This window comes from Leifsonia sp. 71-9, assembly GCF_001898805.1.
In the GTDB taxonomy this organism is placed as follows: domain Bacteria; phylum Actinomycetota; class Actinomycetes; order Actinomycetales; family Microbacteriaceae; genus Leifsonia.
Genome location: NZ_MKVJ01000017.1, coordinates 365,161 through 390,923, shown reverse-complemented (window position 1 = coordinate 390,923; position 25,763 = coordinate 365,161). Strand labels below are relative to the sequence as shown.

General features: G+C 70.3%; 22 protein-coding genes and 1 pseudogene. 16 read left to right on the top strand and 7 right to left on the bottom strand.

Translation table 11 applies throughout. The features are described from left to right. The 3 genes and pseudogenes from BGO91_RS11565 to BGO91_RS11555 all read left to right on the top strand — a co-directional run. Positions 1-556: pseudogene (locus BGO91_RS11565) on the top strand (sialidase); the annotation flags it as partial. A gap of 271 nt (positions 557-827) precedes the next feature. Beyond that, the gene (locus BGO91_RS11560; RefSeq protein WP_290472905.1) at positions 828-2,972 is read left to right on the top strand and encodes an acyltransferase family protein; all 2,145 of its coding nucleotides are present in this window, start codon (positions 828-830) and stop codon (positions 2,970-2,972) included. A gap of 25 nt (positions 2,973-2,997) precedes the next feature. Then, complete coding sequence (locus BGO91_RS11555) at positions 2,998-4,554, top strand: LTA synthase family protein (RefSeq protein WP_290472904.1); 1,557 nt, start codon at positions 2,998-3,000, stop codon at positions 4,552-4,554. Positions 4,555-4,560: 6 nt separating this feature from the next. Here the strand turns inward: BGO91_RS11555 and BGO91_RS11550 are convergent, their stop codons facing one another. Both BGO91_RS11550 and BGO91_RS11545 read right to left on the bottom strand, forming a co-directional pair. Continuing rightward, positions 4,561-4,716: a hypothetical protein gene (locus tag BGO91_RS11550; RefSeq protein ID WP_021757762.1), complete on the bottom strand. Its 156-nt coding sequence runs from the start codon at positions 4,714-4,716 to the stop codon at positions 4,561-4,563. 52 nt (positions 4,717-4,768) lie between these two features. Continuing rightward, positions 4,769-5,092 (bottom strand): hypothetical protein, encoded by a 324-nt coding sequence (locus BGO91_RS11545; RefSeq protein WP_290472903.1) that lies wholly within the window; start codon positions 5,090-5,092, stop codon positions 4,769-4,771. A 158-nt stretch (positions 5,093-5,250) separates the two neighbouring features. Between BGO91_RS11545 and BGO91_RS11540 the strand changes: the two genes are divergently transcribed. The 6 genes from BGO91_RS11540 (at position 5,251) to BGO91_RS11515 (ending at position 14,393) form a co-directional block, all read left to right on the top strand. Beyond that, positions 5,251-5,547, top strand: a complete 297-nt coding sequence (locus BGO91_RS11540; protein ID WP_290472902.1) for a hypothetical protein — start codon at positions 5,251-5,253, stop codon at positions 5,545-5,547. 40 nt (positions 5,548-5,587) lie between these two features. Beyond that, a complete protein-coding gene (locus BGO91_RS11535) occupies positions 5,588-6,112 on the top strand; it encodes a MarR family transcriptional regulator (RefSeq protein WP_290472901.1) in 525 nt (174 codons plus the stop codon). A gap of 144 nt (positions 6,113-6,256) precedes the next feature. Beyond that, positions 6,257-7,780, top strand: coding sequence for a hypothetical protein (locus BGO91_RS11530; protein WP_290472900.1), 1,524 nt, complete (start codon positions 6,257-6,259; stop codon positions 7,778-7,780). Between the two features lie 300 nt (positions 7,781-8,080). Then, complete coding sequence (locus BGO91_RS11525) at positions 8,081-10,609, top strand: Ig-like domain-containing protein (protein WP_290472899.1); 2,529 nt, start codon at positions 8,081-8,083, stop codon at positions 10,607-10,609. A gap of 626 nt (positions 10,610-11,235) precedes the next feature. Further along, a complete protein-coding gene (locus BGO91_RS11520; RefSeq protein WP_290472898.1) occupies positions 11,236-13,503 on the top strand; it encodes an Ig-like domain-containing protein in 2,268 nt (755 codons plus the stop codon). Between the two features lie 263 nt (positions 13,504-13,766). Then, complete coding sequence (locus tag BGO91_RS11515) at positions 13,767-14,393, top strand: GntR family transcriptional regulator (RefSeq protein ID WP_290472897.1); 627 nt, start codon at positions 13,767-13,769, stop codon at positions 14,391-14,393. On the opposite strand, the gene BGO91_RS11510 is transcribed toward BGO91_RS11515, so the two are convergent. After that, positions 14,390-15,073 carry a GntR family transcriptional regulator gene (locus BGO91_RS11510; protein ID WP_290472896.1) on the bottom strand — a complete coding sequence of 228 codons (684 nt, stop codon included), beginning with the start codon at positions 15,071-15,073 and terminating at the stop codon, positions 14,390-14,392. The genes BGO91_RS11515 and BGO91_RS11510 overlap by 4 nt on opposite strands. Before the next feature lie 186 nt (positions 15,074-15,259). Here BGO91_RS11510 and BGO91_RS11505 point away from each other — a divergent pair, with 186 nt between their 5' ends. The 3 genes from BGO91_RS11505 to BGO91_RS11495 all read left to right on the top strand — a co-directional run bounded on the left by BGO91_RS11505 (position 15,260) and on the right by BGO91_RS11495 (position 16,974). Continuing rightward, positions 15,260-15,784, top strand: a complete 525-nt coding sequence (locus BGO91_RS11505; RefSeq protein ID WP_290472895.1) for a DUF2087 domain-containing protein — start codon at positions 15,260-15,262, stop codon at positions 15,782-15,784. Between the two features lie 31 nt (positions 15,785-15,815). After that, a complete protein-coding gene (locus BGO91_RS11500; RefSeq protein WP_290472894.1) occupies positions 15,816-16,367 on the top strand; it encodes a GIY-YIG nuclease family protein in 552 nt (183 codons plus the stop codon). Between the two features lie 202 nt (positions 16,368-16,569). Beyond that, on the top strand, positions 16,570-16,974 hold the full coding sequence (locus tag BGO91_RS11495) for a hypothetical protein (protein ID WP_290472893.1): 405 nt from the start codon (positions 16,570-16,572) through the stop codon (positions 16,972-16,974). A 382-nt stretch (positions 16,975-17,356) separates the two neighbouring features. On the opposite strand, the gene BGO91_RS11490 is transcribed toward BGO91_RS11495, so the two are convergent. After that, positions 17,357-19,027: an MFS transporter gene (locus BGO91_RS11490; RefSeq protein WP_290472892.1), complete on the bottom strand. Its 1,671-nt coding sequence runs from the start codon at positions 19,025-19,027 to the stop codon at positions 17,357-17,359. 171 nt (positions 19,028-19,198) lie between these two features. Between BGO91_RS11490 and BGO91_RS11485 the strand changes: the two genes are divergently transcribed. Beyond that, a complete protein-coding gene (locus BGO91_RS11485; RefSeq protein ID WP_290472891.1) occupies positions 19,199-19,768 on the top strand; it encodes a TetR/AcrR family transcriptional regulator in 570 nt (189 codons plus the stop codon). Positions 19,769-19,796: 28 nt separating this feature from the next. Then, complete coding sequence (locus BGO91_RS11480; RefSeq protein WP_290472890.1) at positions 19,797-21,524, top strand: sodium:proton antiporter; 1,728 nt, start codon at positions 19,797-19,799, stop codon at positions 21,522-21,524. An 18-nt stretch (positions 21,525-21,542) separates the two neighbouring features. Here BGO91_RS11480 and BGO91_RS11475 read toward each other — a convergent pair whose 3' ends face one another. Further along, positions 21,543-22,049: a hypothetical protein gene (locus BGO91_RS11475; protein ID WP_290472889.1), complete on the bottom strand. Its 507-nt coding sequence runs from the start codon at positions 22,047-22,049 to the stop codon at positions 21,543-21,545. Positions 22,050-22,154: 105 nt separating this feature from the next. Here BGO91_RS11475 and BGO91_RS11470 point away from each other — a divergent pair, with 105 nt between their 5' ends. Both BGO91_RS11470 and BGO91_RS11465 read left to right on the top strand, forming a co-directional pair. Then, a complete protein-coding gene (locus BGO91_RS11470; RefSeq protein WP_290472888.1) occupies positions 22,155-22,601 on the top strand; it encodes a Fur family transcriptional regulator in 447 nt (148 codons plus the stop codon). Positions 22,602-22,613: 12 nt separating this feature from the next. Further along, positions 22,614-24,107: a catalase gene (locus tag BGO91_RS11465; RefSeq protein ID WP_290472887.1), complete on the top strand. Its 1,494-nt coding sequence runs from the start codon at positions 22,614-22,616 to the stop codon at positions 24,105-24,107. A gap of 55 nt (positions 24,108-24,162) precedes the next feature. Here BGO91_RS11465 and BGO91_RS11460 read toward each other — a convergent pair whose 3' ends face one another. Together BGO91_RS11460 and BGO91_RS11455 are read right to left on the bottom strand one after the other, a co-directional pair. After that, the gene (locus BGO91_RS11460; protein ID WP_290472886.1) at positions 24,163-25,068 is read right to left on the bottom strand and encodes a hypothetical protein; all 906 of its coding nucleotides are present in this window, start codon (positions 25,066-25,068) and stop codon (positions 24,163-24,165) included. Then, on the bottom strand, positions 25,065-25,763 hold the full coding sequence (locus BGO91_RS11455) for a PhzF family phenazine biosynthesis isomerase (protein ID WP_290472885.1): 699 nt from the start codon (positions 25,761-25,763) through the stop codon (positions 25,065-25,067). The genes BGO91_RS11460 and BGO91_RS11455 overlap by 4 nt, the downstream gene beginning before the upstream one ends.

Sequence of the window (25,763 nt, the reverse complement as noted above, 5' to 3'; positions counted from 1 at the left end):
CCGTTACACCGGCCTGGCCGCGGGTGCGTCGTACACCTGCTCGACCCCGCGCCACACGGTGACCGCGGCCGAGGCGGCTCAGGGATACGTCGTACCGGACACCACCTGGACGAGCACCGGGGACTCCGTCGGCACCACCCGCGTGCTCGGGCTGCCGCTGGCGCTGAGCGGCGGCGTCGCCTCCGGGACGACAACGCTCGCCTCGGTGGTGATCGCGGGCGCCGACTCCGACGGCGAGCGGAACGTGGCGACCGCGCCGTACACGGCCGGCGACCAGGTGCCGTACACGTTCCGGGTGACGAACGCGGGATCGGCCACCGCGAGTGTCGTGCCGACGGCGGGCGACTTCGCGCCGTTCGTGCCGAGCGGCGCCGGGAACTGCCGGTACACCGCTCTCGCGCCGGGAGCGTCGTACACCTGCTCGACGCCCCTCCACACGGTCACCGCGGCGGAGGCCGCTCAGGGCTACTTCGTGCCGGACACCATGTGGACGGTCACTGCCGGCTCCGTGAGCCAGAGCAGCCGCATCCTGGGCGCGCCCGTGCGGCTCTCCTGACCGCGGGCGAGGGCGCCGTCGCCGGCCACGGCGCCCTCGTCGCACGGTTGGTCGCCCGCTACGGAGATCGGTGCGAGAACACGGAGTTCGCGCTCGCCGGGTAATGAACTCGCTCGGCCGACTACGGATTCGGGCGCCGGCACCCCTGCTCCGGCATGCGGACGCGGTTTGGATGGATGTCTTCGTAGATCCACACACGTCACTGCTCTGCACCCGACACTCGAGCCTCTCTTTACCGTTCGGCGATGAGCCCACCGAGCGAAAGGGAGACATGGTCACGCCGCGTGCGACCTCCGGCATCGCCGGACCGGGCGACCCTCCCGAACCGCGCGAGACCGTGCCGACGCCCGTCGTGCCCCCGCGGAGCACGCGTCGACGACGCGCCGTGCACCCGGCCGGCGCTGCGGCCCGACGCCACGTCGCCCGCACCCGCCTCCCCCTCGCCGAGCCCTCCCTCCGCGCCGCGGTGGGACTGCGCGGCTTCGTGATGCTCGGCATCCTGCTGTTCGACGCCGGCATCACCGGCGTCGGCGTGCTGAACGTCGAGCTGTTCCTGATGCTCATGGGGTTCTTCGTCACCCGCGCGCTGCTCACCGAGCACCATGTCAGCGGGACCGTGCGGCTGGTGCGGTTCTACCTCGGCCGGCTGAAGCCGCTCGTCCCCCTCCTGGCGCTCACGATCGGCCTCTGCCTCTTCGCGGTGGTCCGGCTCGGCACGTACGACGAGCTCGACCGGTTCGCGTCGCAGTCCATCGCCTCGATGCTGCTCGTCAACAACTGGGAGGAGATCGGCGCCGACGCGGTCTACTCCGAGACGTTCGACCGCATCAGTCCGCTCGGCCACCTCTGGGTGATCGCCGTCGTCGAGCAGTTCTTCCGCGCCTGGCCGCTGGTGATCTTCGCCGTGCTCGCGCTCGGTCGCCTCCTGAGCCGCCGCTTCGCCCGGCACGCTGGCCGGCACTCGTGGCAGTGGTCGCCGATCACCGCGACCCTGGTGCTCGTCCTCTCGGCGGCCGGCGCCGTGTTCGGGGCCCTGGTCATGCACTCCGGATTCACGAGCACGGACGCGGAGCGCGCCTACCTCGGCACGGACACCCACCTGGTCGGCCTCTTCGCCGGAGCCGCAGCCGCCGCGGTCAGCTACCTGGTCGTGCAGCGCCGGAGCCGTCGGCTGCTGAAGCGCGTGGTCCCCCGGTCGGCTCTCCTCTCGCGAATGAGCCGGATCGTCCGGAGCCTGCTCGTCTCCCTCGCCTCGGCGGCGAGCCTCATCGGGCTGGCGGTGCTCTGGGCGCAGGCGACCTCCTACTCCCTCCCTTGGCTCTACGAGTACGGTTTCGCCCTGACGGCCCTCCTCGGGGCGGTGCTCGTGCTCAGCCTGACGAGCCCGGTCAACCAGGTGAGCCGGTTCTTCCTCTTCTCGCCCTTCGTCGGGCTCGGCAACGTGGCGTACACGGTTTTCATCGTGCACCTGCCGATCTTCTGGCTGGTGCTGAAGCTGGCCCCGGCCGGATCGTCCTGGGACGTGCTCGTCGTCGGCCTCCCGGCGACGCTCCTCCTCGGCAGCGGCGTGCACCACCTGATCTCCGAACCGCTGCGTCAGCGACGCTGGAATCCGCAGGGTCTCGTCATCATGGCGAGCCTCCTCGTCGCGACGACCGCCGCGCTCTGGTTCCTCCCGTCGACGAAACTGGACGCCCCCGCCGGGAACGGTGACATCGCGGTCCTCGCGCTGGGCGACTCCCGCGCGAACAACCTGTCCGCCGCGCTCGCCTTCGCCGAGAAGGAGGACGCCGACGACCCCGCGGCCAAGGACCCGTTCACGGTCACGCGTGCGGGAGTGCGTGGCTGCGGCATCGCCGACGCGTCGCAGTTCCGCACGGCCGGCGGTCGCGAATCCGCCGCCCCCGCCGCGTGCGGCGCGTGGGAGGAGCACTGGGCGAAGGCCATCCAGACCGCCCAGCCGAACGTCATCCTCATCGACGTGAGCCGCGACGCGATGGCCAGGCGCGTCGACGGCGGCTGGACCGACCTGACCGACCCGGGGACCGCGGCGCGCTACCGGGAATCGCTCGCGACCCTCGCCGAGGTCACGACGCGCGGCCGGACCAGCGTGGTCATCGCCAACGCGCGCCTGCACACCGGGGACGCCACACCGGAGCAGGCCGCGGCCTTCAACGCGCTCCTCGACGAGTTCGCCGCCGCGCATCCCCAGGTCACGGTGCTCGACCTCCAGGGCGAGGTCTGCACCGACGCCGCCTGCACCCCCATGACCCTCCTCGGGCAGGGCATGTACACCGACGACCGCGTGCACTTCAGCGACGCGGGCAAGAAGCAGATCGCGCCGTGGCTGTCCGCCCAGATCCTCGCCGCCTACCGCGGCGCCACCAATACGACGACCGCGGCGACCACGCCATGACCGGCCCACGAGAAGGACAGCACGCATGACCACCGAGCCGCGACCCGACACGGAAGAGATCCGCCCGTTCTCGGCCGCCACGCGGGTGTACGCGACGGCGATCGTCCTGGGCCTGCTCGGCGTGGTCTTCTTCGCCGTGACCCGGTGGATCGACGGCAACTTCGGCGTGATCACCATCGATCAGATGATGCTCAACCTCGCCGGAGGGGCCGAGGGCGTCAACACGGGCGACACCTCCCTCGTCGACAGCTTCATCGCCGAGGGCCTGCTGACCCCGCTGCTGATCGTCGCCGGGGCCGTCGCCGTGTTCGCCGTGGCGATGCGACTCACCGCCCGATTCCGGCGGCGCACCGGCAAGCCGCGGTCGCCGAAGGGCTGGCGCACCCTCGCCCTGACGCTCTCCATCGCCCTGGTCGTCGGCACGGCGCCGCAGTTGGCCAACCAGATGTCGCTCACGCAGACGATCGCCGCGCAGGCCTCCACCGACTCCCTCAGCGACGTCTATCGCGACCCGGCCGCCGTCACCGCGCCGGAGACGAAGAAGAACCTCGTCACCATCTACCTGGAGTCGATGGAGCCGACCTTCTCGGACGCCACCCTGTTCGGCCGCAACCTGTTGCAGCCGCTCGACGACGTGACCGGGGACGGCTGGCAGCAGATCGACTCCTACGCCCAGGGCGACGGCCTCGGCTGGACGATGGCGGGCATCGTCGCCACCCAGTGCGGCATCCCGATCAAGAGCGCCGGAGGCGGGGCGGCTGCCCCGACCGGTGAGGGCGAGGAGGGCGAAGAGGTCTTCAACGAGATCGGCGCCAACGCGGAGCACTATCTGCCTGGGATCACGTGTCTCGGCGATGTGCTCACGGAGGCCGGCTACACCAACCACTTCATGGGCGGCGCCGACGGCACCTTCGCCAACAAGAAGCTGTTCATGACCGATCACGGGTACGCGGACTTCCTGGACCGCAGCACCTGGAAGGCCGAGGGCGAGACCCGGATGAACCGGTGGGGTCTCGAGGACGAGCGGCTCTTCGACCGGGCGGCTCAGAAGGTCGACGAGCTGCGGGCGGCGGGCACGCCGTTCAACCTCACGATGCTCAGCGTCGACTCGCACCGGCCCGGATTCCCCGGGAGCACCTGCACGGCGAGCGGCGACGACCTCGAGCGTGCGATCACGTGCTCGATGCAATACGTGGGCGGTTTCGTGAAGCACCTGGAGGAGATCGGTGCGCTGGAGGACACCGTGGTGGTCCTCATGGGCGACCACAAGTACATGATGCCCGACGCCGATCTGTTCAAGGGCAAGTCGGCGGCCGGCGTCACGCGCACCGTCTTCAACCGGTTCTGGAGCCCGGACGGGGCGACCGTCCACACCGCGTCCACCGATCAGTACGCGATGCTCCCGTCGATCCTCGACCTGCTGGGCTTCGAGGTGCCGGAGGGCCGCGCGGGGATCGGGGTCTCCGCCGTGGGCGACTATCCCGTCGCCGGGACGCTGTACGACCTCGATCCCACCGCGCGTGCGCAGCTCATCCTGGCCCCCTCCACGGACCTCTACTCGAGGTTCTGGGGAGGCCAGTAGGCGGCGTCAGGCCTTGCTGCCCCGGCGGAGCCAGCCGACTATCGCGGTGATCACGAAGAACACCAGGCCGAGGATGGCGAGCCAGAGGAGGCCCTTGACCGCGAAGCCGAGGACGGCGAGGACCGCCCAGATCACGAGGAGGACGATGATGAGTGCGAGCATGGCTGTGCCTTCTTTCTTCGGGGGTCTGCTGCGTGAGGTCTGACGCGGACGGTCAGATGAGTGTGGCCGCGGCGGCGACACCGACGATGAGCGCCGGGATCGCGACGGCGACCGCAGTGGCGGAGGCCACCGGAAGCGCCCAGCGGCCGGTCGGAGACGACGCGTCGCCCCGGAACCACCGCGTGTAGACGGCCACCTGCGCACCCTGCAGCGTCGGGAAGACGCCGAGGTCCTGGCCGGTGGCGCCCGTCGCGACGAAGCCGTCGTTGGAGCGGTCCACCATGCCGAGGTAGTCGTCGGGGGTCTCTGCGACCCAGAGTCCGTCGACGGGCGTGCGCCACGCGACGCGGGACGTCTCCTCGACTGCGCTGCTCATCGGCCACTCCTTCTCACTGGACAAGTAACTAGATCATCGAGATAAACAGACGTCGAAGCAACTTTCGACCGAGGGGTTGATCGGCCTGTTTCCGGATGGTATTTACTTATGTCGGCCGCCATGTTTTCCACTCCGTGGAAAGCTAGATAGGCTAGGTAATGACGGAAGGAACGAGGATGGGCGCACTGGTCTACGACGGGGAGTCGTACGAGTTCGACGACCGCACGGTGGCGCACATCCTGGCCGTCGCGACCGTGAAACTGCGGCGCCGGGAGCCCTTCCTGCTGAGCTGGCCGACCGGCGGCGACCAGGAGACGCGCACCTCCGTGTGGATCGACAACGCCATCCCGCTGCGCTACGAAGTCGGCGCCGAGCACGTGGGCCGGCTCGACCAGGCGTGGCTCGACGAGCTCATGGAGATGACCACCCGGGCGAGCGGGGTCGTCCTCCCCTGATTCCCTAGACGGTCTAGCGACCGGGGTTATCATCAATGCCATGACGACGGACGAGCAGAGTTCGGCGCCGCATCACCGGCACGGCCCCGAGGCGGATCGCGAGCGCGCCATCGCGGTCCTGGAGGCCATCCGCGACTACGGCGAGGCCGAGACCGCCTTGCAACGTCGCTCCGAGCACGCGATGCGCCTGAGCGAGAACGACATCTCCGCGCTGCGCTACCTCCTGCGCGCGAACGAACGCGGCGTGAGCGTCGGGCCGCGCGAGCTCGGGGAGTACCTGGGCGTGCAGAGCTCCTCCATCACCGTGCTGCTCGACCGGCTCGAGAAGGCCGGCCATGTGCGCCGCATCCCGAGCCCGTTCGACCGACACGCCCTCATCATCGTGCCGACCCACCCGACCGACGACGCCCAGAAGGCCATCCTCGGCGACGTGCGCGAAGAGCTCGTGGCCGTCGCCGCCGGGCTGTCGGAGGACGAGGCGAGGACGGTCGTCCGGTTCATCGAGCGGCTGCGGGAGGCGGTGGACCGCATCGACAACCCGGCCACCGGTTCCTCCCGGCGCTGATCCGGCCTGTCGCGATTCCCGAGGCCACCCCTGCCCATCGGACGGCCACGCGGCTATCCTGACCGCACAGCGACCGGGCGATGGGGAGGCCGGAGCATGCGCATTCGACGGGGATCCTGGAGATTCGGCGGACTTCTGGCCGTCGTGATCGGACTGAGCGCCGCGGCGGGGTCCGCCGCTGCAGCGACGGCGCAGGCCTCCGGGCCCGTGCTGATCGACGAGGACTTCCAGGGGGCGAGCGTGGCCGCCGAGTTCCAGGGCTATGGCTCGGCCTGCCTGACGGGGGCCGCTCCGGTGGTCGCGGCGGCGCCCGGCGAGCACCCCCTCACCGGCTGCTCCGCGGTCGGCGTCGGGCCGGTGCCCCCGGCCGGCGGCGCCCCGGACGGGTACCTCCAGCTGACCGGCGCCGCGAACGACCAGGCCGGGGCGCTGCTCTCCGAGAAGCCGATCCCCTCGACCACGGGTGTCGAGATCAGCTTCGAGCAGTGGCAGTACGGAGGAACCCAGACGCCGGCGCCGGCGGACGGGATCTCGTTCTTCCTGGTGGACGGCTCGGTCGCGCTTGACGCACCGGGCGCGTTCGGCGGCAGCCTCGGCTACGCGCAGAAACTGCCGGACGACAACCCGGCCGGCACCGTGATCCCCGGCGTGAACGGCGGCTACCTCGGCATCGGTCTCGACGTGCTGGGCAATTACTTCGGCGATTGGGAGCACCGCGGCGACGGTTGTGCGCAGCGCTCCCCCTCGGGGACAGCCTTCTACGTCCCCGCTCCCGGGGCGAACATGGTCACCGTCCGCGGGCCGGGCGACGGCACGACGGGCTACTGCTTCCTCACCGCGACCACCCCGAACCTCACGACGACGGGACCGTGGCCGTCGTCACTGCCCGGTCAGCCGCAGGGGCCGCTCACCAGCCTCCCGCCCGGCACCGATGCCGCGACGGCGGCCGCTCTGCTCGAGCCGTCGAAGCGCACGGTGACCATCGACGTGACGCCGTCGCCGGATCCGACGGTCACGGTCTCGATCGACTTCAACGACGGCGCCGGCGCACAGCAGGTGCTGTCGTTCCCCGCGCCGCAGCCGGTTCCGACGACCTACAAGCTCGGATTCGCGGCCTCGACCGGGCTCTTCACCGACGTCCACCTCATCCGGACGCTCCGCGTGCAGGCGCTCGCGCCGCTGCCCGCCCTCTCGCTGACCAAGGCCGTGGAGACCCCGGGGCCGATCCCCGCGGTGGCGGGCACGATCGTCCGCTATCTCTTCACGGTGACGAACACGGGAGGGACCGCGGTCGACTCCATCGCGATCCAGGATCCGCGGATCGGCGAGGTGTCCTGCGCCCAGACCTCGCTCGCACCCGGCGCGTCGACGACCTGCACCGGGAGCTATGCGGTCACGGCCGCCGACTCCGCAGCCGGCACAGTGGTCAATACGGCGACCGCGACGGGCGCCGCCCCGGACGGCTCGGGAGTCACCTCGGATCCCGCCTCCGCCACCGTGACGCTGGTCGCGCCCACGCCGCCCTCCGGGACGGCGGCACTGGCCGACAGCGGATCGTCATCGCGCGGCGGGGTGCTCGGCGCGGGCATCGCGATCGCGCTCCTCGGCGCGCTGCTCGCGGCCGCGGGGCCTCGATGGGAGCGGACCACGCGCTCTCCGAACTGCTGAGTTCGTCGGCTGTCGGCTACTGGACTCTCCCGCAGGCTGCGTAGGCCGCGCCTTCTCGCTACCGAAATTGCAGTGAGATGCTGAAATTTTGGTCTTTGGAAATGATTAGCTTTTTTCCGGCATTACAGCGAGCGGCGACAGGCCGCCGCTGATACCGATCACGCGATGGACGGCTGGATCGTCTCGCGGCGTCTCTGCACACCCGACCCGATCCCCTCCCCGCACGCGAGCATGCAGTCCTAGCGCTCGTGGTCCCCGTTCGGCCGTGCGCCGAGCATCAACCCGAACAGAAAGCCCATTGTGAAGAAGACAATCAAGAAAAGAGCAGGGCGCGCCGCCGTCGCCGGCACCACCCTCCTCGGCCTCACGGCCGCCGGCCTCGCCTTCGCCGCACCGGCCAGCGCGGCCCAGGGCGACGGAATGATCACCGGGCCCCTCTCCACGACCGTGTACGCGGGGATGGCAAACCCCCTGAAGTCGACCGGGCTCGTGTTCGACCTCCTCGCGGCGGCCGAGCTGCCCGCCCGCGTCGCAGACGGTAGCGTCGCCCTGTGGACCTATCCCGGTAAGGGCGAGGTCGGCCAGATCTCACTCGACGGGAAGTGCCTGGTGGGCGCCGCCGGCACCGGCCCGCTGAACAACACGATGGCTCCGTGCGACGACAGCGCGATCGCCCAGAAGTGGTTCGGGTCCACCGGCACCAAGTTCACCCTGCACAACCGGTCGGCGACGGGGCGTGCGCTGTTCGCGGACGTCAACACGCTCAAGTCGCAAACCATCGACGACGTTTCCTGGTACACCGATTTCGCTTACGGTCTGCAGGTGTCCGACGAGCTCGCGCAGGTCGCCCCCTCGCTGACGTCGCCCCTCCCGAATTCGGAGATCACCCCCGGTACGGTGTTCACCGGTCAGGCGGAGCAGAACACCGTCATCACCGTCCTGGACAAGGACGGCAAGCTGATCGGTCGTGCTACCGCTGGTGCGGACAAGACCTGGTCGCTGACGCTCGACCCGGTGCCGATCAACGGCACCCACGAGCTGACGATCGTCGCGCTCGGCACGGACGGCAAGTCCGTCCCGCTGGCGAAGGGCGACTACACGATGATGCAGTCGGACGAGGCGCGCGGCTACACCGGCCCGGCCGCGGGTGCGGAGATCACGCCGGACACCGTGTTCACCGGAACCGGTGCCAAGGGCGAGACCGTCGTCATCAAGGACGGCGCGGGCAACGTCCTCGGCACCACCACCGTCGGCAACGACGGTCAGTGGTCGCTGACGCTGAACCCGGTCCCGACCAATGGCGACGTGAACCTCGTCGTCGAGATCACCGGCGCGGACGAGATCACCGAGCAGCTGGCGGACACGAACCTGGTGATGACCGGTTCGGAGGAGCCGAACGCGTACACCGGCCCGAAGGCCGGCGAGACGATCACCCCGGACACCGTGTTCACCGGTACCGGCACCAAGGGTGAGACGGTCACCATCACCGACGCTCAGGGCACCGTGCTCGGCAGCACCACCATCGGTGCCGACGGCCAGTGGTCGCTCACGCTCGACCCGGCACCGATCAACGGCACCCACGAGCTGACCGTCACCATCGGTGACGAGACGGTCGCCAACCCGTCCGTCACCATGACCGACTCCGACGAGGCCCCCGCGTACTCCGGCCCGCAGTCCGGCGACACCATCACCCCCGACACCGTGTTCACCGGAACCGGCGGCAAGGGCGAGACCGTCGTCATCAAGGACGCCCAGGGCAACGTCCTCGGCACCACTACCGTCGGCAACGACGGCCAGTGGTCGCTGACGCTGGACCCGGCGCCGATCAACGGCGACGTCAGCCTCGTCATCGAGATCAACGGCGAGAAGGTCGCCGACGTCGACGTGACCATGACCGGCTCCGACGAGGCCCCCGCCTACTCCGGCCCGGCCGATGGTGCGACGATCACCCCGGACACCGTGTTCACCGGAACCGGTGGCAAGGGCGAGACCGTCGTCATCACCGACGGTGCGGGCAACGTGCTCGGTGAGACGACTGTCGGGGACGACGGCCAGTGGTCGCTGACCCTGGACCCGGCGCCGAAGAACGGCGACGTCAATCTGATCGTCACCGTCGGTGACAAGAAGGTCGCGGACACGAACGTGACGATGACCGGTTCGGACGAGGAGCGTGCGCTCACCTCCCCGGCCGCGGGCACCGCGATCACTCCGGACACCGTGTTCTCCGGCACCGGCAACATCGGTGACAAGGTGGAGATCAAGGACAAGAACGGCACCGTCCTGGGTTCTGCCGAGGTCGGCGCCGACGGCACCTGGTCCACCACTCTCTCGCCCGTCCCGAACAACGGTTCCACCGACCTGGTGATCGAAATCACCGGCATGGACGGGAAGACCGAGACGCTCGCGGACAACACCTACGAGATGACCGAGTCGACCACGAAGTTCGAGGTCCTCACCCCGGACCTGGCCAAGGACAGCGGCGCGATCAAGAACGGCACCGTGTTCACCGGCAAGGGCGAGCCCGGCTCCACCGTGGTCATCATGGACAAGGACGGCAATACGGTCGGAAATGCCGAGGTCGACGACCAGGGCAACTGGTCGGCACCCCTCAGCGGTCTGACGGATGGCCCGAACAACCTGACCATCTCCTACACCGCTCCGGGTGAGGAGCCGGTGAGCAACAACCTCGGTGGCATCGTCGTGGTCAGTGACGACGAGTCCACTCCGCTGATGGACCCGGCCATCGCCGGGGGTGCCGGCCTGGCGCTCCTGGCCGCTGCCGGTGCCTTCATCGGCATCCGCCGCCGCCGCACCACCAGCACCAACTAGCAGCACCCCGACCCGAAGGGTCACCCTGGTGGGCGGACGCTCTCAGCGTCCGCCCACCACACCCACAACTTTCCACACCCGCGGTCGCCGTCCTGTTCTTCCGGCACCGCGCCGCCGACGAGTGAGCGGTCACTCGAAGGCACGGAGCGCCTCCTAGGAATGGGCAGGCTCCACCCGACGGCCGCACCCGCAACAACGCGAGTGCGGCCATCGGCGTCCACCGCCCGCTACGACCGGCTCCGGGATGCGGTGGACCGCATCGACACTCCGCCGCCGGGACGCGCCCGACGCTGACGCGGCTCGGCCCGGCCTGTGCCTACGGCTGACGCGCTCGCTGAAACGCTGAGTTCCCCGGGTCTCACCTACTGGACTTTTCCCGCGGCTGCGTAATCAGCCTTCCGCAACTACCGAATGCGCAACGGCACTCTGAAATGTTGGCTTTGCGCAATGGTTAGCTTTTCGTGTCGCCGCCGAGTTCGAATCGAGCCTCGCCCGAGACGACACCATCCCGAGGCGAACGCCTGCAATGCGAACGCCCCACAGCGCACGCGAGCGCGCAGTCCTAGAGCTCGCGATCCCCACCTCCGGCTCGCGAGCCGGACACAACCCGAAGAAGAAAGTTCACTGTGAACAACACATTCAAGAAGAGAGCAGGGCGCGCCGCTGTCGCCGGCGCAACCCTTCTCGGTCTCACCGCCGCCGGGTTCGCTTTCGCCGCACCGGCCGGCGCGGCCACGTACGTGCCGTCGGGCCCCCAGCTTTCCGGCCCGCTGGTGAATCCCACGGACTACCGAGCACTCAACGCAAACGGGATCACGTACACGAAGTACATGACCAAAGAGGCTGTCGAGAGCGCGCTCGCTGCTGGAGATGTTGCCATCTGGGAGTATCCAGCCGCCGGCAGCACGGGCCCGATGATCAGTCCTAACGGCAAATGCCTGGCCGGGACCACTGCGAATGACACCACGACCAGGCTGTCCGCGTGCAACGACACGGTCATCGACCAGCAGTGGAACGGCTACGAGTACAACGGTGTCAACTTCCGGATGAGCCGGAACACGTCCTACCTACTGCACTACACCAACAAGGCCTCCCCTCAGGTAGTGACATATCAGGCGATGAACCAGAACAGCAACTTCGGTGTAAGCGCCGGATGGGCAACTCCCGCAGTGACCGAACCCACCTTGACTTCCCCCCTCCCGAACTCGGAGATCACGCCGGGCACCGTATTCACCGGCCAGGCCAAGCAGAACACGGTCATCACCATTCTGGACAAAGACGGCAAGCCTCTGGGCACCACGGAGGTCGGTGCGGACAAGACCTGGTCGCTGACCCTTGACCCGGCGCCGATCAACGGAACGGTTGCGCTGAAGGTCGTCGCGCTCGACACCGAAGGCAAGTCCACCACGCTGGCGGACGGCAACTATACGATGACGCAGTCGGATGAGGCGCGTGCCTACACCGGCCCCACTTCCGGCGCCATCACCCCCGACACCGTGTTCACCGGAACCGGTGCCAAGGGCGAGACCGTCGTCATCAAGGACGGCGCGGGCACCGTGCTCGGCACCACCACCGTCGGTGACGACGGCCACTGGTCGACCACGCTGAACCCGGTCCCGACCAACGGTGATGTGAACCTCGTCGTCGAGATCACCGGCGCGGACGGCATCGCCGAGCAGCTCGCGGACACGAGCCTGGTGATGACCGGTTCCGAGGAGCCCAACGCCTACACCGGCCCGAAGACCGGCGACACCGTCACCCCCGACACTGTGTTCACCGGCACCGGCACCAAGGGTGAGACCGTCACCATCACCGACGGCAAGGGCAACGTCCTCGGCCAGACCGAGATCGGTGCCGACGGCTCCTGGTCGCTGACGCTCGACCCGGCGCCGATCAACGGCAACCACAACCTGACCGTCACCATCGGTGACGAGACGGTCGCCAACCCGTCCATCACGATGACCGGCTCGGACGAGGCTCCCGCCTACTCCGGTCCGGCCGAGGGTGAGACGGTCACCCCCGACACCGTGTTCACCGGAACCGGCGCCAAGGGCGAGACGGTCGTCATCAAGGACGGCAACGGCAACATCCTCGGTGAGGGTGTCGTCGGCAACGACGGCCAGTGGTCGCTGACCCTGGACCCGGCGCCGAAGAACGGTGACGTGAACCTGATCATCGAGGTCGGCGGCAACAAGGTGGCCGACACGAACGTGGTCATGGAGGGCTCCGAGGATGCTCGCAGCCTGAAGACCCCGGGCGTCGATGGCACCATCACCCCCGACACCGTGTTCTCCGGAAACGGTGTGGAGGGCGACACGGTCGTGATCAAGGACAGCACCGGCAAGGTCCTCGGCAGCGTCGAGGTCGGCGCGGACGGCTCCTGGTCGACCACGCTCTCCCCGGCTCCGGCCAACGGTGACACCGACCTGACGATCGAGATCGTCACGAAGGACGGCGACACCATCCAGCTCGCCGACAACACCTACGAGATGACCGAGTCGACCACGAAGTTCGAGGTCCTCACTCCGAACCTGACCGAGTCGACCGACGTCAAGAACGGCGACGTGTTCGCCGGCAAGGGTGCCCCCGGCACCACCGTCGTCATCACCGACAAGGACGGCACCACCATCGGTTCGGCCGAGGTCGACGCCGACGGCAACTGGTCTACGCCGATCGATGGTCTGCCGCAGGGTCCGAACTCCCTCGGGATCACCTACACCGTCCCCGGTGCGGACCCGATCAGCACCGACCTCGGCGCCATCGTCGTGGTCAGCGACGACGAGTCCACTCCGCTGATGGACCCGGCCATCGCCGGGGGCGCCGGCCTGGCGTTGCTGGCTGCTGCGGGATCGTTCCTGCTGATCCGCCGCCGCCGCACCACCAGCACCAACTAGCAGCGATCAGCCCCACATCGACCCGGTTCCGGGTCACCCCGGTGGGCGGACACACCCCTGCGTCCGCCCACCACCCCTCGACTCTCCTACCCGCGGTCGCCGTCCTGTTCTTCCGGCACCGCGCCGCCGACGAGTGAGCGGTCACTCGCCGGCACGGAGCGCCTCCTAGGAATGGGCAGGCTCCACCCGACGGCCGCACCCGCAACAACGCGAGTGCGGCCATCGGCGTCCACCGCCCGCGACGACGACCGGAGGTGTCGCCCGTGAACCCCCTCCCGCACCGGCGCCTGCTGAGCGAGGAGGTCTTCGACCTCCTCTGCGGCGAACTCGTCGACGCCGCCATCGCCCCCGGCACCCAGCTCGATGTCGACGAGCTCGCGAGCCGGTTCGGCGTATCCCGCACGCCGGTACGGGAGGCACTGGCACGCCTCATCCGCGCGGGCCTCGTCGAGGCCTCCCCCAACCGGTACACGCGCGTCTCCGACCTCGTCGACGAGGACACGGTCCGCTCGCTCCGCATCCTGCACAGCACGCTCGACCTCTGCCTCCCACAGGGCCCGATCACTCCCGAACTCGCGCTCGAACTCAACTACCGGGTCGAACTCGCCGAGCGCCAGGACGACGGCGGTGCCGCCCTCTTCGAGGCGGTCGTCCGCTTCCTCATGCGCGACACCGGATCGCTCCTGATCGAACAGGTGAGCGACCTCACGCTGCCACGCACGCTGCGGCTCCTCCACGCGCATCCCGAACACATCGTGCGGGCAGGCGGATCGCCCGAGCTGCGCCGTCTCGCCGCGGCGCTCGCCACGGATCCGGGGACCGCCCGCTTGCGCCTGGACGGATTCTTCTCCGCGCTCGTGACGGACGTCGACGAGAGGCTGAGCCGCTAGTCCGCGTCGCCGTCGGCGGCGGTGAGCCACCCGAGGTGCGCGCGTTCGATCGCGACGCGGGCCGCATCGGCATCGTCTGCGGCGAGCGCGCGGAGAAGCTGCGCCGCCGCATCCTCGAGTTCGGCCCATCCCGTCTCGTCGATCAAGCGCGCGAGCACGCCCATGACGGTGAGGTACCGCAGGCCGTACGTCTCCTCGGCCAGCAGCTTCCGGTAGATGGAGTTGCCCGAACCCTCGGCGCAGAGGGCGAAGATGGCGTTGAATGAGTCGCGGATCGTCCGCATGTCGCGCTCGCGCAGTGCGGTCGCCCATCGATCGGCCAACTCGTCGACCTCACGCCTGCCGGCGGGCGAGAGCCGGGGCAGCCCCAGAGCGACGGCCCCGCCGTGCAGGACGCCCAGGGTGTGGAAGGCCATGACCATCTCGGAGGGGTCCGGGTTCACCACGCGCGTGTAGCGGTTGGGCTCCATCTCGATGAGCCCCATGCGGGCGAGGTCGTTGATGGCCTCGCGGAGCGGGGTGCGGGAGACACCCAGCCACTCCATCAGTTCCGCGTCGTGCAGCACTTCGCCCGCCTGGAAGGTGCCGTCCATGATGGCGTCGCGCAGCTGGTCGCGGACCACATCCCGCAGCAGCACGCGCTTGCCCGTGGCGGGGCTGCGCTTGACTGGAACCGGCACCGCCGACCTCCCGGACTCATCTCGCCGCACGACACAGTTTGTCGAACTAGTACATCGGCATACTAGGTCAACTGGTGGGACGGATCGGCTTCCGGGGATGTTGTTAGGTAGAGGACGGTCCTGGGTTGCGTAGTCGCGGCGTCCCGGCCCGGATGGATGCGGATCTCGCCCCGCTACGCTCGACGTATGTCCTCCCCCGATCGCTCGGAGCCGGCCGACTGGCGCCCCCTGGTCGCCGCCCTCGCCAACGCCGACACGCGTCGGGTGTTCGCGCAGGTGGAGCTGGGGCGGCCGCTCGACGAGATCGGTGCGGGTCTCAGCCCGTCGCGTCGCCGGCGGGCGCTGGACGCCGCGACGCGGGCCGGACTCATCACGATCCAGGATGGTGCCGCCTCCGTCGCGGCCGAACGGTTCACCCGCGCCCTCCGCGATGCGCCGGCCCGTCCGCCGCGCACCGGAGTCGACCGCTTCCTCGACGCGGAGGGACGGATCGACCGGTACCCGTCCTCCGCGGCGGACCGGGCCGAACTGCTCCGCCACGTCGCCGGGACGGTGCTCGCACCGGGCGAGGTCGTCGACGAGGCCGAGCTGGGCGAGCGGCTCCAACGATTCGGGGACGACACGGCGGCGCTACGACGGCACCTCGTCGACAGCGGCTTGGTAGGGCGCACCGTGTCCGGATCGTCGTACTCGCGCACGGACACGGAGTGAGACTGTCGGGAGGCCGCGGTAGCGTCCCCGCATGACCACGACCCTGCCGGGCGTCTGCGCGGTATGCGCGGCTCCGGCGCATCCCGGTGCGCCGCTCCCCCTGTGTCTGGCGCACCTGCTGGAGGCGCACGACTGGGCAGCGGGCGAGTTCGGCGTGACCGATCTGCTGCCGTCGCCGTGCGCGTTCTGCGGGTCGCGGCTCGGCGTGCGGTATCCGTCCGGGTGGCTCTGCGCCGTCTGCGAGTGGCGCGCGGGCGAGCTGCCTCCGGAGGGTGCGGCAGCCTCCCGGGTCGACGTCGTCTACTACCTGCGCTACCGCGACCGCATCAAGATCGGCACGACGGCGAACCCGGCACAGCGCTTCGCCTCCCTCCCCCACGACGAGCTGCTCGCGTTCGAGCGCGGCGACCGCAGGCGCGAGCAGCGGCGGCACGCGGAGTTCGCCGCCCTGCGCATCCCGGGCACCGAATGGTTCGAGACGGACGCCCGGCTGCTGCGGCACGTCGCCGGTCTGCGCGCGTCGGCGGGCGACCCGTGGGACCTGCTCGCGCGGTGGCGCAGCGAGCGGGCGGCACAGGGCTGAGAGCGGATTCCGAGCGCGGGATCAGAGGACGGTTCGGCCGGTTCGGACGGTTCGGACGGTTCGGACGGTTCGGACGGTTCGGACGGTGCGACCGGCACGGCTGTTCCGGCGCTCGTGACGGATCGGGCCGGCGTGCCGATAGCGGTGAGCGTGGATGACCGTGTCCACACCTCCGTCCCCTCCCCGACCCGAAGGAACTCCCGTGTCCCAGCCGTTCTCCACCGTGGGCGTGCCCCGCGTCGTCGTCGCCTCGTTCTGGATCTGGATCGCCAGCGCCGCCCTCGGCCTGCTGTCCTTCTTCGTCGGCCTCCCTGCCCTGCTCGCCAACCCCGCGGTCAGCGCACCGACCGGGCCGGGCATCGTCATCGGCAGCATCGGCGGCGCCGTCATCGGCGCACTCCTCCGCGTCGTCCTCGGCCTGTTCCTGCTGCGCGGCGCCAACTGGTCGCGCATCGTGCTGACGATCATCGGCGCGATCGTGCTGCTCGGCCTGCTGGCCACGGTCTTCGCGGGCGACCTGCTCGGCCTGCTGAGCGGCATCGCGGTCGTCGTGGCCGCGGTGCTGATGTGGCTGCCCTCCGCCCGCCTCCACTTCCGCCGCGCATGACGGCGCGCGAGACGTGACAAATCGCGGGTGTCAGCGGCGGTACACCCGCGATTTGTCACGTCTCGCGCGAAGGGATGTGGGCGCCTTGTTCCGCTGCGCGGAGGAGATGACCGCGCACGTGGCCGCCGCCAGGAGGAGAGCCCCGGCGAGAGCCCACATCCAGGCCACGAACTCCGCCGGCACGGTGAGGGCGAGCAGGAGTACCGCGGCGAAGGCGAGCATGAGACACGCGACTAGTGAGCGCATACATACAGAGTCTCACCATTGCGGTGGACAGCCAATGCCCGAGACGTGACAAGTCGCGGGTGTCCGGGGGTGGACACCCGCGAATTGTCGCGTTTCGCGGAGGTGGACGGGGCGGGGGCGGGGATCGCGGTGCTGGTCAGGCGACCTCGAGTTGCTCCGTTCGGGCGGAGCGGGCGGGGTGCTCGAGCGGCTCGGGGAGCGGGGTCTGCGCCGCCACGGTCTCCTCGACCTTCGCGGCGAGGCGGTCGAACTCCGCGGCCTCGGCGAGCTCGGCGAGCATGACGGGGACGGCCAGTGACTCGACCTCGGCGAGGGAGAGTGCGGGCTGCGAGAGCGCGGGCTGCGCCGGCTGCACCGCGGAACCCTCGCGCTCCTGCAGCCGGGCGAGCCCGGCCACCGCGGCCAGCTCGGCGTCCGCCGTGGAGCGACGGATGCGCGAGCGCATGACCACCGCGGCGAGCACGGTGACCGCGCCGGCGCCGAGGGCCAGCAGGCCGGCGGTCGTGAAGCCTTCGGTGTAGCCGGACTCGGCCGGGAGGCCGTTCGCGGCGGTCGCGCCGGTGACGAGAGCGGTCATGACGGCAGCGCCGATGGCGGAGCCGACGGTGCGGAGGTTGGCGTTCATCCCGCTGGCGACCCCGGTCTGGGTGGCCGGGACGCTCTGCACCACGACGCTGGTGATCGCGGCGTAGATGAGGCCGAGGCCGATCCCGAAGACGCCGGAGGCGGCGGCCACGTCGAACAGCGAGCTGTGCAGGAACGCGAGCGACAGGCTCGCCGCGGACATGAGCACGGCCGCGATGACGATCTGCGCGCGGAACCCGATCCACCGGGCGAGCGGTCCGCTGGCGAAGCCGGTCACGGCCATCGTCACGAGCATCGGGACCATGAGCATCCCGGACTCCGCGACCGATGCGCCGAGGCCGTACCCGCTGGCGGTCGGCGTCTGCACGAACCGGGGGAAGTACGCGAACACGGCGAACATGGCGGCGCCGATGAAGATCGCCGCGGCGTTCATGGACCAGACGCCGGGCTCGCGCATCAGCCGCATGTCGACCAGCGGATGCCGCGAGCGCAGCTCGACGACGACCCAGGCGGCCAGCAGGACGGCCGCGGCGGCGAACAGGCCGATGACCTGAGGAGACGCCCAGCCCCACTGCGCACCCGTGCTGAGCGGGAGGAGCAGCGCGATCAGCCAGCCCGACAGCAGGACGGCCGACCAGGGGTTGACCCCGCCGGCGGCGCGCTCGCGCGACTCCGGGATGAAGATCAGGGTCAGGACGGCGCCCGTGACGGTGAGCGCGACGGGCACGAGGAACAGCCCGCGCCAGCTGAGCACCTCGGCCAGGGGGCCGGCGAGCACGGTGCCGAGACCGCTGCCGATGGCGATGACCGACGCGATGGCGCCGATCGCCGAGGGGAGGCGGCGGGCGGGGAACTCGTCGCGGATGATGCCGAACGCGAGCGGGAACATGGCGCCGCCGACGCCCTGCACGACGCGGCCGGCGATCAGCACGCCGATGGACGGCGCGACGGCGGCGATGACGCTGCCGAGCGCCACCGCGAGCAGGGAGAGGACGAACACGCGGCGTTTGCCGACGATGTCGCCGACGCGGCCGAGCAACGGGGTGGCGACCGCGGCGGCGATGAGCCAGGCGGTCATGGTCCAGGTGACGCCGGAGGTGGTGGTGCCGAGATCGGACTGGATCACGGGCAGGACGGGGACGACGAGGGACTGCAGGAGGGCGAAGGAGGCCACGCTGAGCGCCAGGATGGCGAACGTGATGCCGGGTCGAGATCGAGACATGTCGGTTTTTCTTCCGTTTCTCGAGGAACTGCCGCGAGAGCGGCTACAATTGGAGGCAGGCTCCGTTCGGAGGGAGCCTCCGGTTACCTGGAAGACATTACCGGAGGCATCCTCCGCTTCGCAACCCTTTCTGCCATACTTGTTTCGACGACCCGTTCGGAAGGACCCGCTGTGACCGGCACAGAGACCGCCCATGTCGGCGTCGTGCGCCCGCAGCGGGCGGACGCACGCCGCAACTTCGACGCGCTGCTGTCGGCGGCGCGCGAGGCGTTCGCCTCCGACGGCACCAGCGCCTCCCTCGAAGACATCGCCCGGCGCGCGGGCGTCGGCATCGGCACCCTGTACCGCAACTTCCCCACGCGCGACGCGCTCGTCGAGGCGGTCTACGTCGACGAGGTGGAGGCCGTGGTCCACGCCGCGGAGGACGCCGCGGACCTCGAGGACCCGTGGGTCGGCGTCGAGGCGTGGCTGCGCCGCTTCGTCACCTACATCGGCACCAAGAAGGCGCTGCTGGAGGGCCTCAACAAGGACTCCCCCGTGCTCCTCAGCTGCCGCACCTCCCTCTACGACGCCGGCGAGCCCCTGCTCGAGCGCGCCCAGGAGGCCGGCGAGCTGCGCGAGGACGCGACGATCGGCGACGTCATCCGCATGGTCTCCGGCATCGCGGGCGTCGCGTTCGACGACGACGAGCAGCGGGACCGCGTGATCGCCATGGCCATCGACGGATTGCGCGCCCGCTAGGGCCCCGGACCGCACTGCCTACGGATCTATGGAGCTCGGCGTATACGCGGTGATCGCGGTGGCGGTCATCGTCGCGGTGGCTGCGTTCGCGCGCAAGCTGGGCGTCGCGGCGCCGATCATCCTGGTGATCGTCGGCGTCATGCTGTCGTTCCTGCCGGGGGTGCCCGAGATCGACGTGCCGCCGGAGATCATCCTCGACGGCCTGCTGCCGCCCATCCTGTACGCGGCGGCGATCAGCGTCCCGCTCACCGACTTCCGGCGCAACCTCGCCCCGATCGCGGGACTCTCGGTCGTGCTGGTGATCATCACGGCGTTCGCCTCGGGCTTCGTGCTCTACACGATGCTCCCGAACCTCAACCTGGCCGCGGCGATCGCCCTCGGCGCGATCATCAGCCCGCCGGACGCGGTGGCCGCGACCTCCATCGGCCGCAAGCTCGGCCTCCCGCCCCGGGTGCTCACGGTGCTGGAGGGCGAGGGCCTCGTCAACGACGCGACCGCCCTGGTGCTGCTGCGCACCGCCCTCGCGGCCGCGGTCGGCTCGCTCAGCACGCCGCTCGCCGGCGTCGCCGACTTCCTCACCGCGGTCGCCCTCGCCGCCATCATCGGCCTGATCGTCGGCTTCGTCTCGGTGTGGGTGCGCTCCAAGCTCAACGACCCGGTGCTCGACACCGCGCTCTCGGTGATCGTCCCGTTCGCGGCGTTCGCCCCGACGGAGGCGCTCCACGGCTCCGGCGTGCTCGCCGTCGTCATCGCCGGTCTCTACACCGGCCACGCGGCGCCACGGCACTTCACCGCCCAGGCGCGCATCAGCGACACCATCAACTGGCGCACCATCCAGTTCCTGCTCGAGAACGGCGTCTTCCTGCTGATCGGGCTCGAGATCCGCACTCTTGTCGCCGACGTCGACCACCCCGAGATCCTGAGCGTGTGGGACTCCGTGCTCCTCGGCCTGATCGCGATGGTGTCGCTCGTCGTCATCCGCTTCGTGCTCATCGTCCCGCTCATCTACTCCTTGCGAAGACGCGCCCAGCACGCGGAGAAAGCGGTGCTGAAGGAGTGGCTGCTGATCAGCTACTTCCGCGACCATCCGGTCAAGTACCGCTGGCAGTCGGTGCGCAAACAGCGCGCCGAGACCCGCTACCAGCGGCACCGGAGCGACCTGGAGGAGTTCCGGCAGGAGGCGATCGACTGGAAGGGCGGCGTCGTTCTCGGCTGGTCCGGGATGCGCGGCGTCGTGACCCTGGCGGCCGCCCAGTCGCTGCCGCACGACATCCCGTACCGCCCGCAGCTGATCCTGATCGCGTTCACGGTCGCGGTCGTCAGCCTGGTCGTGCAGGGCGGCACCCTCCCGTGGCTGATCCGCGCGCTCGGGCTGCAGGGCGTCGACGTGAAGGACGACCGCCGCCTGCTCGCCCAGCTGCTCGACGACCTCAGCGAGACCGGCCTGAAGGTGCTCGACGAGCCGGAGGTGGTCGCCGGGAGCACCGCCCCCATCGATCCGGAGATCGTGGAGCGCGTGCGCCAATCCTCGTATCTGCAGGCGGAGTCGGCCTGGGAGCGCATCCTGCTCTCCGACACCCCGGCCGAGAGCAGACCGCACCACCTCTACCGCACGCTGCGGCTGGCCGTGGTGGACGCCGAGCGCGACCGGCTGCTGCTGGAGCGCTCGCGCGGCCTCTACCCGTCGCGCATCCTCTCCGAGGCGCAGTCCATGCTCGACCTGGAGGAGACGCGGCTGCGGTCGCGTTCGCGCTGACCGACGGCCGGGATCCGGTCAGGCGGAGCGGTAGGTGGCGGCGCTGCCGGCCGCGATGATCCCTGCGAAGACGATGAAGCCGATGATGACGACCCAGATCAGCAGGATCAAGGAGCTGATGATGATGCCGGCGATCGCCATCCCGCGACCGGCCGGCTCCCGGCGCGCGCCGAGGATCCCGAGGATGAGGCCGATGAGCGGGACGACGAAGGTGAACCCCGCGACGAGCGAGACGAGGCCGAGGACCATGGAGGTGACCGAGAGTCCCTTGGGCTGCGGCGGGGCGACCGGGTAGATGGCGACGCCGTAGGCCTGGACGTAGCCGGGCTGCTGGTACGGAGCGGCCTGCTGGTACGGAGCGGGCTGCTGATAGTAGCCGGGCTGCTGGTGCGGGGCCGGAGGCTGTGTCGGGTAGGCCGGTTGCTGGTATCCCTGCGGCAGCGGTGGGTACTGCGGCTGCTGCTGGGGCTGGGGCTGCGGTTGGGGCTGACCCTGGCCCTGGGGTGCCTGCGGCTGGTCCGTCATCCGATCCTCCCGGTCGTCCCGCACACCGTATCCCATCCGGGCGCCGACGCGCCCGAATGCACGCATTGTTTTGATCTATTCAAAAGAAGGGGTTAGGTTCGGAGCATGGACACGGCACAGCTCGAAAGCGCACTGCGCGCCGGCGGGTTGCGCGTCACGCAGGGGCGGCTCGCCGTCCTCGACGCGCTGACCCGGCTGCCGCACGCGGACGCCGACTCGGTGTTCCGCGCGGTGCTTCCCGCTCTGCCCGGCACGTCGATCCAGAACGTGCACAACGTGCTCGGCGACCTCACGGCCGTCGGGCTGCTGCGGCGGATCGAACCGGCGGGGTCCCCCGCGCGGTACGAGCGCCGCACCGGCGACAACCACCACCACGTCGTCTGCACCTCGTGCGGCGCCGTGGCCGACGTCGACTGCGTCGTGGGGCACGCGCCCTGCCTGCATCCCGGCGATGCATCGGGATTCACGGTGAACACCGCCGAGGTGACGTTCTGGGGACTGTGCCCGTCCTGTCAGGAGCGCGTGGACGATCCCGCGACGCACACCGGATAGGTAAGGAGAACCATGACCGACAACAACACGACCACCCAGACCGGAACCCCGGTCGGCAGCGACGCGCACTCGCTCACCGCGGGCGCGGACGGCGTCACCGCCCTCCACGACCGCTACCTCGTCGAGAAGCTCGCGCAGTTCAACCGGGAGCGCATCCCGGAGCGGATCGTGCACGCGAAGGGCGGCGGCGCCTTCGGCGAGTTCGTCGTCACCGGTGACGTCTCGGCGTACACGAAGGCCGCGGTGTTCCAGCCGGGCACCCGCACCCGCACGGTGCAGCGGTTCTCGTCGGTCGCCGGCGAGCAGGGCTCGCCCGACACCTGGCGCGACGTGCGCGGCTTCTCGGTGAAGTTCTACACGACCGAGGGCAACTACGACATCGTCGGCAACAACACCCCGGTGTTCTTCATCCGCGACGGCATCAAGTTCCCCGACTTCATCCACTCGCAGAAGCGCCTGCCGGGCTCGGGCCTGCGCGACGCCGACATGCAGTGGGACTTCTGGACGCTCTCCCCCGAGTCGGCGCACCAGGTCACGTACCTGATGGGCGACCGCGGCATCCCGCGCTCGTGGCGGCACATGCCCGGCTTCGGCTCGCACACCTACCAGTGGATCAACGCCGCGGGCGAGCGCTTCTGGGTCAAGTACCACTTCCAGGCCCTGCAGGGCAACGAGGAGATGGCGGGCGCCGAGGCGGAGGCCATCGCCGGCGCCGACGCGGACTACTACCGCCGCGACCTCTACGAGGCGATCGAGCGCGGGGAGTTCCCGGCGTGGAAGGTCTCCGTGCAGGTCATGCCGTACGAGGACGCGAAGACCTACCGGTTCAACCCGTTCGACCTCACCAAGGTGTGGCCGCACGCGGACTACCCGCTGATCGAGGTCGGCGTGCACACGCTGAACGAGAACCCGGAGAACTTCTTCGCGCAGATCGAGCAGGCCGCCTTCTCCCCCGCCAACACCGTCCCGGGCATCGACATCAGCCCGGACAAGATGCTGATGGCGCGCGTCTTCTCGTACCCGGACGCGCAGCGCTACCGGGTGGGCACCAACTACAACGAGCTGCCGGTCAACCGTCCGGTCGCCCCGGTGCACAACTACTCGCAGGACGGTGCGGCCCGCCACGGGTTCAAGCCGGCCGACGCCCCGGTGTACGCGCCGAACTCGTTCGGCGGCCCGACCGCCGACGCCGCGCGCGCCGGTGAGGGCTCGTGGGAGTCGGACGGCGCGCTCGTCCGCGCCGCGGCCACCCTGCACGCCGAGGACGACGACTTCGGCCAGCCCGGCACGCTCTACCGCGAGGTGTTCGACGACGCCGCCCGCGCGCGCTTCCTCGACACGATTGCGGGAGCCGTCGGCGGCGTGAAGCGCGACGACATCCGCGAGCGCGCCATCCAGTACTGGACGAACGTGGACGCGGGCCTCGGCGTGGCGCTCCGCGCCCGTCTGGAGTCCCCCGCGCAGGACGCGGACCAGGCCGCCGAGTTCGTGGGCGTGGGCGAGTAACTCCCCGCGAAGCGTGAGTCGTTGCGGGTCGCGGGCCTCCGCGACCCGCAACGACTCACCTCTCGGGAGTGTGCAGAGCGACCAGGGCGCCGGACTCGAGCGCGGTCCAGACCGTGCCGTCGGGCGCGACGGCCAGGCCGTGCGGTTCGGAGACGTCGCCCGGGAGCGGGTGGAGGCTGACCTCCCCCGCCGCAGACGCGTGGGCCAGCGCGTTCGCGCCCCACAGGCTCGCCCAGACCCCGCCGTGGTGGTCCGCCGCGACGGCGTGCGGCTTGGCGCCGGTGTCGAGGTCGATCACGCGAACGGTGCCGTCCTTCGCGACCCGCGCGAGGGCATCGGCGCGGATGAGCGCCGTCCAGACCGCGCCGTCCTCGGCCACCGCGATGCCGACCGGCCCGGAGCCCGCGGGGAGGTCCGTGACGGCGATCGCCGCATCCCCGCCCCGCACGTGGCCCAGCGCGTCCGCGGCGTTCATCGTGAACCAGATCGAGTCGCCCGAGGCCGCGATCATCGAGACCATGGCGTCCGCCGGGGCGACCGGGAACTCGTCCACGCCGCCCAGGATGCCGACCCGGCCGAGAGCGTTGCCGCCCAGCTCGGTGAACCAGGCGGTCCCGTCGTCGAGCGCCACGACCCCGAAGGGCTGCGCGCCCGCGGTCGGCACCGCGATCTCCGAGAGGATGCGGGGGCCGGGGCCGACGAGCACCAGCCGGTCGCCCGTGGTGTCGGCGATCCAGACCGTGGACTCGGTGGCTGCGGCGATCCCGGCGGGCTGTGCGCCGTCGCCGAGCGCCAGGTACGTCAGCGTGCCGTCGGCGTCCCGCCGCCCCACCCGGCCGCCGTGCACGAGGGTGAACCAGACGGCGCCGTCCTCCGTCGCGGCGACCGCGTACGGGCCGTCGCCGGGTTCCCCGACGGGGAGGATGCGGAGGTCGCCGCCGAGGTCGTCCTGCGCGCTCACAGCGTGGCGTCGATGGTGCGGTCGTACACGGTGCGGCCGCCCACGCGGATGAACCCGTCCGCGAGCGGCTCCGTCACCAGCTCGGACCCCTCGCCCTGCGAGATGCGCAGGGCGCGGCCGAGCTTCGCGGTGATCGAGACGGCGGCGGCTCCGGTCGCCTCGTCCTCGACGATGCCCATGTCGGGCGCGAACATCCGCGCCCGGAGGCGCCCCTCGGCCTCGTCGATCCAGGCGTAGGCGTAGTGGTGCCCGCTCGTGAACGCGGCGGGGTCGAGCGCGTCGACGTCCTCCGGCGACTGGAGGGGCAGCCAGCTGAAGTCGGGGGCCCACTCGGCGCGCGCGGTGATCCACGCGGTGTCCTGGGCCTCGTCGACGGTGACCGCGACATCCCCCGCCTTCTCGCGCAGCACGTCGACCGGGGTGCGGCGGTCGGCCAGCCACCACGCGGTGCCCACGCTGGGGTGACCGGCGAAGGGCAGTTCGCGCGCTGGGGTGAAGATCCGGAGCTCGGCCGCCCGCGCGTCTTCGTCGACGACGTCGAGGAACACCGTCTCGCTGAAGCCGAGCGCCGTGGCGATCGCCTGCTCGCGCTGCGCCGTCTGCGGCGAGCTGCGCACGATCCCCAGTTCGTTGCCGTTCGCTCCGCGCTCGTCGGTGAACACGCGGACAACCACTACCTCGATCGACTCGTCCAT